Origin of the sequence: Enterococcus sp. CSURQ0835, from assembly GCF_902706605.1 — a bacterium.
Lineage (GTDB): Bacteria > Bacillota > Bacilli > Lactobacillales > Enterococcaceae > Enterococcus_A.
In genome coordinates this window covers 1-2,675 of record NZ_CACSLH010000063.1, presented here as the reverse complement: position 1 = coordinate 2,675, position 2,675 = coordinate 1, and the positions used below count along the sequence as shown (strand labels likewise).

The following is a 2,675-nucleotide window of genomic DNA, read 5'->3' as shown; positions in this document are numbered from 1 at the left end:
CGTTCGCCACTCCTTTTCTCTCGGTGAACCGAAGTTCGATGAAAGAAAAAGCGTTCGACTTGCATGTATTAGGCACGCCGCCAGCGTTCGTCCTGAGCCAGGATCAAACTCTCATATATAAGTTCAATACGATACACTTGTGTCGATGTTGAACTATAGTCAAATTTTCTAAAAGAACAATTTGACGTCATTTGAATTTGTTAAGCTCAAATAAAATTGATTCGCTAGCATAAATTGCTTGCTGTATGTTGTTTCTACAAAATAGAAACGCCCTACACATTTGGTTCGTCTTATTTCGTTCAGTTTTCAAAGGTCTACATGGTGTTTCGTGTTGCATCAGCAACTTTTATATCTTATCAGCTTTCCAGCTGAAAGTCAACAACTTTTTCAATTTCTTTTTTGAAGTTGTTTGAAGTGCTTGATGCGACTTTGTTAGAATACCTAATCTCAAGCTGTTTGTCAACAACTTTTTTTAAGTTTTTTCTAAGCTCCCAAGTGAAGCAAAGCTCCCTTAGAACAGGATTAACTATAAACTTCTCGACTACTTTCGTCAATGGCCTAATCGACTTTTTTGTGTTTTTTTCGAATAGTCGACAGATACATTCCAAAACCGTTACAACGTTCGTTTTTTACTCTTTTCGATATTCCTTTAACAAAAAATATAGACGCACCTAAATTGTGTCTCAAACGTTTTGCAACCCCTTTCTGATTTTGATTCTGCTAAAAACGTATCATTCGTTTGCTCTTTCAGTGATTTTTCATTTAAAAAAGCGAACGCCTTAAATCAGACGTTCGCTTCATTCAATGACACTTTAATTAACTGACTGTCCCTTTTGCTCTACGGCTTTTAAACCAGCCGAACAAGTTGAAAAGAACGGTCCAAACAATCGCGCCTAACGCTGGCAACAAAGACGTTTTGTTGAAGAACAAGCTGACAAAGATCAACCCGAAAAAGGCTAACGTTGCCGGACTAGTAAATTTGTAAAACGGCATTTTGAAGCCATCTGCTAAATAATCTTGGGATAATTTGTATTTACGATGGGAATAAACCGCTAACGCATAAACGATGATGTACATGTCGCTTGAAACAGAAGTGACAAAGACAAAGGCACTCCCGATTTGAGGGACGAGTGAAATGATCGGAGCGATCAGCATCAAGGCAGCCGAAGCTAAAATCCCGCGCGCAGGTACACCTGTTTTTGAGATCTTATCAAAATGGCGGAAAACCGGCGAATGAGATTCTTCAGCCAATTGGTAAAAGTGACGCCCGGCTGAAAAGATCGCACTGTTTAATGCCGAAGCTGCTGAGGTCAACACGACGAAATTAATGACCGTCGCAGCTGCCGGTAAACCAGCTAGCGCAAACACTTCAACAAATGGACTTTGCCCTGGATTGATCGTTTGCCACGGCGTGATACTCATAATGATCACCATCGCACCAATGTAAAAAATCAAAATCCGATAAATCGTTTCATTGATGGCTTTTTTCAGCACTTTCCGTGGTTCTTTCGTCTCCCCGATCGTGATGCTGATAAATTCCATCCCTTGAAAGGCAAAGAATACCATCGGGAAGGAAGCTACGAATGTCGCGATCCCATGAGGAAACATTTGAAACCCTTTAAAGACATTGCCAAACGTCGCATAGTTTCCATCTGGTGCTTTAAACCCGGTAAAAATCAAAATAATCCCTGTGATGATCATGGAAATGATGGCGATGATCTTGATCATGGCAAACCAAAATTCCGCTTCCGCAAAAATCCGAGCAGCGATCAAATTAAGCGAAGTCAACAAAATCAAAAAGAGAACTTCGATTAAACTCGTGTTGGCTTGCGGGAACCAAAACTTGATATAGGTCGCAATCGCAGTCAATTCAGCCATCGCCAGAAAAACTAAGCCGATCCAATAACTCCAGCCAGCGAAATTCCCAGCTCGTTCGCCGATGTATTTCGTAATAAACGCGACAAAGGTATGTTGGTCAGGATCTTCATACAGCATCTCACCGATCGCACGCATCATCAAAAAGAAAAAAGCGCCGATAATCATGTACACTAGAATAATAGATGGCCCGGCCTTACTGATCGAGCTTCCCGAACCTAAAAACAATCCAGTTCCGATCGTTCCACCGATCGCGATCATTTGGACGTGACGATTGGACAGGGTTCGCTTGGTCCCATCTTGATTTACTTGTTGTTGGCTTTTCATGGTAAGCCACTCCCCTCTCTCTAATAGAAGAAACGCATCTTCGTATCTCTTAGACCTTTTAAATAGCAGAACGATTTTAATTTTTTGCTGACCACTTCTCCTGTAATCGTTTTTATTATGGTTAATTTATATACCCAGAAAATTTTTTTCGCAACTAAAAAAGCTCAGAAAATTGCGACCACTTGATTTTAAGCAAATTTTTTCGCTGGTTTGAATAAAATAGGCGGCCATAAGGAAACTTCCTCCACGCTGCACTGGATTATTTTGAATACAAAATAACGCCCCTCACTTTACCGGCAGCTAAACAGCTGGAAAACTGTTAAAATAAAAAAAGAGCAACTTGAGTGAAAGACTAACTATTATAAGTCAAGTGATAAATCATAGATTCCAGAAATGCGAATAATAACAATAGATCTTAAAATATGTGCACACCAAATAGACTTAATAAATAGTTGATTTTTTTAAATCTGTAT

The 2,675-nt window shown here is 39.8% G+C and carries 1 protein-coding gene and 1 rRNA gene; both read right to left on the bottom strand.

Features of this window, described 5'->3' with window-relative positions; translation table 11 throughout:
• Positions 1-119 (bottom strand): 16S ribosomal RNA (locus GVJ38_RS14000); the annotation flags it as partial.
• 697 nt (positions 120-816) lie between these two features.
• Positions 817-2,202: an amino acid permease gene (locus GVJ38_RS13995; RefSeq protein ID WP_159723807.1), complete on the bottom strand. Its 1,386-nt coding sequence runs from the start codon at positions 2,200-2,202 to the stop codon at positions 817-819.
• Between the last annotated feature and the right edge of the window lie 473 nt (positions 2,203-2,675).